Consider the following 7,496-nt stretch of genomic DNA (forward strand, 5'->3'; position numbering starts at 1 on the left):
AAGAGTCATGGCAACTGAACGTGAATCGTGGCCGACGCTTGACGAGCTGCTGCGCGAGGAGGCAGAGCTGGAGCTCGCGGGCCTGTCCGAGACCGACGCGTACGAGTTGGGGCAGCTCGCCGTCGCCGCCGCCCGGGAACAGCGGTTGCCGGTCTCGGTGGGTGTGTGGCGGGCCGGTCGTCAGTTGTTCCACTGTGGCCTGCCCGGGTCGACGGCGGACAACGACGGCTGGTTGCGCCGCAAGGGGCGGGTGGTGATGCGGTTCGAGCACTCGTCGCTCTACATGGCCCGGTTGTGCCAGGACAAGCAGGTGACGCTTGCCGAGCGCTTCGGCTTGCCGGCCTCCCGGTACGCGGCGGCCGGCGGTGCGGTGCCGCTGCGCGTACGCGGCACCGGCGTGGTGGGCTGGGTCGGTGTCTCCGGGCTTCCGCAGCTGGACGACCACCGATTCGTCGTCGACATCCTGCGCAAGCACTCCCGTTAGGGCGGCCACTGGTCAGCGTGCGCGCCGGTTGGCGCGCAGGGCGCCGAGGAGCACGCCGGGCCTGGCCAGCGTGAGTGGGTGTTCCCGCATGGAGACGACCTCGTTGAACCGGCGAGCAATCGCCACGTCGGTGACGGTCGCGGCGATGATCTGACTGCTGGCCCAGCTCGTGATCCGGTGTCCGCGCGGATAGGGCCCGTCGACATGCGGCAGCGCCAGGTCGGCCGAGGTGGACGTCGACCACGCGGCGTCGACCACGATCTTCTGCAACGCGAGGTACTCGCGGGCGGGGGCGCTCAGGTCCGGACCGCCACGCAGGTACGTCGACAGGCAGGCCGCGTGCAGGGCCGCCGCCGTCATGCCCTGCCCGTACACGGGGTTGAACGACGCCACGGCGTCGCCCACGCTGACCAGCCCGCCCGGGAACCGCCGCAGCGCGTGAAAGTCCCGCCGTCGGCTGTCGGCATGGTGGTAGGTCTGGACGTCGCCGATCATCTCCTGGTCGGCGACGTCGCCGAACTCGGGTGGAAACTGTTCGCGTAGTCGGCGGACGAAATCCGCTGCCGTCCGACCGGGGCGGTTGTCCCCGTAGCCGGCCATCATGGCCATCCAACGGCCATCCTCGATGGCGAAGAACGCGGCGCCGGCCACGTCCGAGGCGAGCTTCGGGGTGTGCAGTGCCAGGGCGACCGTCGGGGCCGTAGTCGCGTCCGGGCGCCGGAACAGGGCCGTCGCGTAGTTGAGGTGCACTGTCATCCGCCGGGTGACCGGCGGGTTCCAGCCGGCCTGTTCCAGCCAGGCCGACAGCTTGCTCGACCGCCCCATGGCGTCGACCACCAGGTCACCGCGCTCCACGCCGGGGACCCCACCGACTTCGCAGTGCACGCCGGCGACCACGCTGCCGTCGAACACGAGACCCACGGCCCGGGCGGTGACCGTCTTGACGTTTGGCAGTCGCAGCACCTGTTGGCGGATCAGCCCCTCCAGCAGTGGTCGGCTGGCGGCGAGGCTGTCGGCGTCGTCGGGGACGACGACCCGCAGGCGGCCGTCGAGGTAGTTGCGCCGGGCCGCGGGCGGCGCCTCGACCGCTCCGCGCGCCAGGGCCTCCGCGCGGAAGCCCGGAAACAGCCGCTCGAACTGGAGGAAGCCGCCGGGCAGCAGCGCGTGCAGCTGCGTCCCCTGGGGTACGCCGGGACGCGCCCCGGTGACCTGCGGATCGTCCCGGTCGATGATGATGACGCTGTCGGCGTAGTCGGAGAGCACCCGGGCGGCCAGCAGGCCGGCGACGCTGCCGCCGACCACGACCGCCCGGCCCAGCACCGGGGACGGCTGACCGGGAGGCCGCACCGCGTTCAGTGCGGCGAAGATCCGCGCGCGGGAGTGGGACATCGTGCTCTCCAAGGGGTGTGGACGATCGATTGGTATGACGCTCGCAGATCGTCGCACAACCATCCACCTGGTCACCGTACGTGTCTGCAAGGTGACTGGTTGTTGATCGGGCGACCCGGTTGGCGTGCGTCGATGTCAACTGTCACGATTCCCCGCATGCCCGTTACGCGTCGTACCCTCCTCGGGACCGGCCTGGCCGCCGCGACCTGCACCCTCGCCGGCTGCGGCGACGACGGCGCGTCGAAGCCCGGCCCTGGCCAACCCGGTGACGCGGTGACCGCGACCGACGCCGCCGGCAACCGGGTGGGCTTCGGATCGGCCGGCACGAGCACCGCGCCGCCGGACCCGCCGAAGGCCACCGGGGCGGCGGCCGGCCAGGCCCGGTACGCGCCGAACGTGACGGCACTGCTTCGCAAGCACCTCCCCGCCACCGCGCAGACCGTCGTGCACAAGGGCTTCCCCGGCGCGGTCGCCGTCGTCCTGGTCGACGGCAAGACGACTGTGCACACAGCGGTCGGGGAGGCGCTGCGCTACGGGGCGGGCCCGAGGCTCCTCCCCGCGAACCAGCGCGTCGCGATGCGTCCCGACTCCATCTTCGACCTCGCCTCGGTGACGAAGGTCTACACGGCCATCCTGCTGCTCCAGCAGGTCGACAAGGGCCGCGTCGACCTGGCCGCCCCGGTCCGCGACTACCTGCCGGCCTTCACCGGGACCGGCAAGGAACGCGTCACCGTCGAGATGCTGCTCACCCACACCAGCGGCCTCCCCGTCGGCGCCACGGTCACCGGCCGGAGCGACAACGCGGCCCGCTGGAACGCCGTGCTCGGCACCGCGCTGGTCTCCGGCGCGGTACCCGGGGACACGTTCCGCTATTCCAGCGTCGGCCTGATGGCCGCCGGCAAGATCGTCGAGAAGGTCACCGGCCAGCGGCTCGACCAGGCCCTCAAGACCAACCTCACCGCCCCACTGGGTTTGCGCGACACCGGTTTCAACCCCAACGGTTGGCTGTCGAGCAACGCGAGGGCCAGCCGCCTGGTCGCCACGGACGCCCGCTCGTCTCGGGGTCTGCTCCGTGGCACAGTGCACGACGACGTCGCCAACCACCTCGGCGGCGTCGCCGGTCACGCCGGCGTCTTCGCCACCGCCACCGACCTCGCGGTCATCGGGCAACTGCTGCTCAACGGGGGGACCCATGACGGCCGGCGCATCCTCGCCGCGGCCACCGTGCGCCGGATGCTGACCAACCACAACGCCGGGAAGCCCGCTGTCGACCCGGAGCGGCCCAACCGGACGGCCGCCCACGGCCTCGGGGTCGTCCTCAACCAGAGCTGGTTCATGGGCCGGCTCGCCTCGCCCCGGACCTTCGGCCACACCGGCTTCGCCGGCCCCTCGCTGCTGGTCGACCCCGACCGCAAACTCGTCCTCGCCCTGCTCACCAACCGGGCGCACCCCAACTGGAGCTGGGCGAATCCTGATCCGGTCCGCGCCGCGGTCGGCGACCTGCTCGCCAGAGAGGTCGCCTGACGCGGGCCAGCAGGTATGGACCACGGACCCGCACCCTGACACGATACTTGCGCTAGCAGTGCAAATACTTCGTCTCGCACGGTGGAGGATCGATGCACACGTCTCGCCGGAGGTTGCTCTCCACGCTGGCCGGGGTCGCGCTCGCCGCCAGCCTGTCCGTCGCCCCGGTCCCGCGTGCCGCCGAGGCGGCAGCACCGCCGTCGTACCGTCCGGTGGTCTTCGTACACGGCAGCGCGGGATCGGCCGCGCAGTTCCAGTCCCAGGCCAAGCGTCTGGCCAGCAACGGTTACCCGATCGACATCATCGAGGCCCACGAGTACGACTCGCCGAACATCGCCACGATCCTGCCCCAGGTGTACGCGGGGCTCGACGCACGGATCTCCCGCCTGCTGACGGCGACCGGCGCGGACCGGGTCGACCTGCTCGCGCACTCCCTGGGCACCTTCGTCATGCAGGGCTATCTCAACAGCTCACCGGCACGCGCCGCCCGGGTGGCGCACTACGTCAACCTGGACGGACGCACCGCGACGAGCCTGCCCGGCGGTGTTCCCACCCTCGCGATCTGGGGTGAGGGTGACCCGGCCCGCGCCGTCGTCGGCGCGACAAACGTGCACCTCCCCGACCAGTCGCACACCCAGACCGTGTCGTCGCCGGAGTCGTTCGAGGAGTTCTACCGGTTCTTCCGTGGTCGTGCGCCGCACACGACGCGGATCGTGCCCCAGCTTTTCGGCACGGCCCGGGTCTCCGGCCGCGCGGTGCTCTTCCCGAGCAACGTCGGTGTCACCGACGCGTTCCTGGAGGTCTACCCTGTCGACCCGCTTACCGGCGGTCGGCTGTCGCAGCGACCCGCGCACCGGGCGCCGCTGAGCGGCGACGGCTCGTTCGGCCCGTTCCCGGTGCTCGCCGCGGCCCGCTACGAGTTCGCGATCGTGCGCGCCGGCGCGGCGACGCACCACTTCTACTTCCAGCCGTTCCGACGCTCGGACTCGTTCCTGCGCCTGCCGACAAGCGTGCCGGGCGAGGGCCTCAGCGCGCTCGTCGACACCAGCGACCGGCACACCGCGCTGACGATCCAGCGCCAGAAGGAGTGGTGGGGCGACCAGGGCGACACCGGCGACAATCTCTGGATCAACGGCAGGGATGTCCTGAACGCGGCGAACACGCCACGCGTCAAGCGGACGATCGCCATCTTCGCCTTCGACGACGGCAGCGACGGCGTGACCGAGCTGACAGCTCCGTTGCCGGAGTTCTTCAGCCAGACCTTCATGACCGGCGTGGACGTGTTCATCCCGGCCACCCCTGCGCACCTCGGCCTCGTCGGGATCACCGTGGGTCAGCGCGGTGGTGGTTACGAGTTCGTCAACGTGCCCAACTGGAGATCGAGCGCCCATCGGGTGACGGTCACCATCGACGACTTCTGAGCAGCCCGCCGTGGGTCTCCGGCCAGCTCAGCTCGCGACGGTGGCCGGGACCCGCTCGCGGGTCCGCCGACCGACGGAGAAGCTGACAAGCCCCAGGGCCAGCCCGAGGATCCCCAGGACCACGCCCACCCGGGCGGGTGCGAGGTAACCGAGCCCGGCGGCGATGGCGACGCTGCCCAGGGCGGCGCCCAGGCTGTTCGCGATGTTCATGGCCGACTGGTTGACCGCCGCCCCCATCAGCTGCGCTCCCGGGGCGACGGTGATCAGGCGTGCCTGTAGCACCGGGCCGAGGTAGAGGCTTGTCGCGCCGACCAGGAACGCGCCAACGAACAGGCCGACCGGGGTCGCGGCGACGAGGCTGAACGCGGCGATGCTCACGATCATCGCGACGAACCCGATGATCATGCTGCGGCGTAGGTCGCGGTCCGCGAACCAGCCGCCCAGGGCGTTGCCGACGGTCATCCCGAGACCGACCGCGACCAGTGCCCACGGCACCGTCGCGGCGGAGAATCCGGCGACGTCTGTGGTGACCGGCGCGATGTAGGTGTTCACCGCGAAGAACCCGGCGAACCCGACCGCGCCGGTGGCGGCGACCAGCCAGACCTGCGAGGTCCGCAGCGACCGCAGTTCGGCGGCCGGTGAGCCGTCGACCGCCGCGGCCACCTCCGGGACGACCGCCAGTACCGCCAGCAGGGTGAGCACGAAGACACCGGCGATGACCAGGTACGCGGCACGCCAGCCGGCCGTCTGCCCGAGCCGGGTGATGAGGGGTACGCCGACCACGTTGCTCACGGTCAGGCCGCTGAGCACGATGGCGAAACCCCGGGCCTCGTTGCCGGGTCCCATCAGCGTCGCGGCGAGGAGGCCGGCCGCGCCGAAGTACGCGCCGTGCGGCAGCGCCGCCGCGAACCGGGCCACCAGCACCAGGTCGAAGGTGGGGGCGAGCGCGGATGCGACGGTGCCGGCGGCGAAGAGCACGAGCAGTCCGAGGACGAGCTTCTTGCGGGGCAGACGCGCGCTCAGCGCGGCGATCAGGGGCGCGCCCACGACCACGCCGAGCGCGTACGCGGTGATCATCCAACCCGCGTGGGCGACCGCGTCCGACGACGACCGGGCGTACTCCCGGGAGAGCAGATCGCGGGCCATGTCGGGCAGCAGGCCCATCGCCACGAACTCGGTGAGGCCGATCGCGACGCCACCAAGTGCCAGGGCGACAAGCGCCGCCATCCGTCGTCCGCTGCTCAACTCGATCACCGAGAAAATTTAGCAACAGCGTTGCGTAATAGAGTGTCGAGATGACTCGCATCACTGCCGACGTCAGGTTCCTGCGCGGGTACAACCAGGCGCTGGTGATGGGCGTGGGTCGCACCGCCCGGCGGTTCGAGCGGTCGACAGTGGTCCAGGCCACCGGCCTGACCCCCCAGGCGGTCTCCAAGGTCATCGCCCGCCTCAGCGCCGACGGCCTGATCCGTGCCACAGGTGTCCGCCGGCCGGGCGTCGGCAAGCCCGCTGTCGTCTACGAACTCGTTCCCGACAGCCGGTACGCCATCGGCGCCCACGTCGCCCGCCGCACGCTACGGCTGGTCCTTGTCGACCTCGCCGGCACCGTGCGCCACTCGGCGGTCAGCCCGCTCCCCGGTGACTTCACCCCGCAGCAACTTCTCGACGCCCTGGCCGCCGGCATCACGGCGATCACCGGCAGCAGCGACGTCAGTGGTCGGCTCACCGGCGTGGGCATCGGCATGATCGGCCCACTTGACCACGCCCACGGGTTGGTTCGCGGCGCCCACGGGCTGCGGCACTGGCACGACGTGCCGCTGCGCGAGATCGCCGAGAAACACCTGGGACTGCCCGTCCACCTCGACAAGGACGTCACCGCCGGGATAACCGCCGAGGCCTGGCGACACGGCGCGACGTTCGGCGACGCGGCGCTGATCATGATCGAGTCCGGCATCGGCGGGGGTTTCTGGCTGGGCGGCGCGGCGCACCGGGGCGCGCACACCAACGCGGGAGAGTTCGGCCACACGGTGGTCGACCTGAACGGTCCCCGCTGCGTCTGCGGCCGGCACGGCTGCCTGGAGATCGTGCACCAGCACGCCATCGAGGCCGGCGACATCGACCGGGCCGCCCGGGTGGTGGCGGTGGGTGTGGTCAACCTGCTCCAGACCCTCGACCTCGCGCACGTGGTGTTGGCGGGCGCGGATCTCCTGCGGCACCCGGACACCTATCTCGCGGCCGTCACCGAGGCCGTCCAGGCGGACGCGCGACGCGTGCACTGGCTCACCACGAAGGTGACCCTGTCCGGCCTCGGCGCGGACGCCATCGCCGCCGGCGCCGCCATGCAGATCCTCGACAGGCACTACGGCATCCCGGAGCTTGCCCCGACCTGAGGGCCGACCACTCCCCCGCAGCGACGGCGCATCAACCCGGCATCGTCGCCAGCGCATCGGCCGGCTGGCCCGCCCGCGTTCCGGCACCGCCCGGCCTGCTCCCGCTGCTTCGCCCCTGCCTGCCCGCAGCCAGACGCGCAGTAGTGCCCGATGGCCTCCCGCAGCAGCGCGGTCATCCGTTCCCGGGCCGCCTGCTACAGAGGTTGAAAGGCTGACGGTCGTCGGCGTGTCTGCGTGATCTGCGTCGATGGTTTCGGTAGGCCGGAGGCATGAGGTATCCGGCTGGTG

6 protein-coding genes are annotated in these 7,496 nt (G+C 71.4%); 4 read left to right on the top strand and 2 right to left on the bottom strand.

The window, feature by feature from the left end; genetic code table 11:
* Positions 1 to 7: 7 nt before the first annotated feature.
* Positions 8 to 484 carry a heme-degrading domain-containing protein gene (locus AB0B85_RS30380; RefSeq protein ID WP_357412666.1) on the top strand — a complete coding sequence of 159 codons (477 nt, stop codon included), beginning with the start codon at positions 8 to 10 and terminating at the stop codon, positions 482 to 484.
* A gap of 12 nt (positions 485 to 496) precedes the next feature.
* On the opposite strand, the gene AB0B85_RS30385 is transcribed toward AB0B85_RS30380, so the two are convergent.
* On the bottom strand, positions 497 to 1,873 hold the full coding sequence (locus AB0B85_RS30385) for an FAD-dependent oxidoreductase (protein WP_357412668.1): 1,377 nt from the start codon (positions 1,871 to 1,873) through the stop codon (positions 497 to 499).
* A 156-nt stretch (positions 1,874 to 2,029) separates the two neighbouring features.
* On the opposite strand from AB0B85_RS30385, the gene AB0B85_RS30390 reads away from it, so the two are divergent.
* Complete coding sequence (locus tag AB0B85_RS30390; protein WP_357412670.1) at positions 2,030 to 3,397, top strand: serine hydrolase domain-containing protein; 1,368 nt, start codon at positions 2,030 to 2,032, stop codon at positions 3,395 to 3,397.
* Between the two features lie 92 nt (positions 3,398 to 3,489).
* The gene (locus AB0B85_RS30395) at positions 3,490 to 4,818 is read left to right on the top strand and encodes an alpha/beta hydrolase (RefSeq protein WP_357412672.1); all 1,329 of its coding nucleotides are present in this window, start codon (positions 3,490 to 3,492) and stop codon (positions 4,816 to 4,818) included.
* Between the two features lie 27 nt (positions 4,819 to 4,845).
* Here AB0B85_RS30395 and AB0B85_RS30400 read toward each other — a convergent pair whose 3' ends face one another.
* On the bottom strand, positions 4,846 to 6,072 hold the full coding sequence (locus AB0B85_RS30400) for an MFS transporter (protein WP_357412673.1): 1,227 nt from the start codon (positions 6,070 to 6,072) through the stop codon (positions 4,846 to 4,848).
* A 41-nt stretch (positions 6,073 to 6,113) separates the two neighbouring features.
* Here AB0B85_RS30400 and AB0B85_RS30405 point away from each other — a divergent pair, with 41 nt between their 5' ends.
* On the top strand, positions 6,114 to 7,208 hold the full coding sequence (locus AB0B85_RS30405) for an ROK family protein (RefSeq protein WP_357412675.1): 1,095 nt from the start codon (positions 6,114 to 6,116) through the stop codon (positions 7,206 to 7,208).
* The last annotated feature ends 288 nt before the right edge of the window (positions 7,209 to 7,496 follow it).

The sequence above is a fragment of the Micromonospora sp. NPDC049044 genome (genome assembly GCF_040649215.1).
GTDB lineage: Bacteria > Actinomycetota > Actinomycetes > Mycobacteriales > Micromonosporaceae > Micromonospora.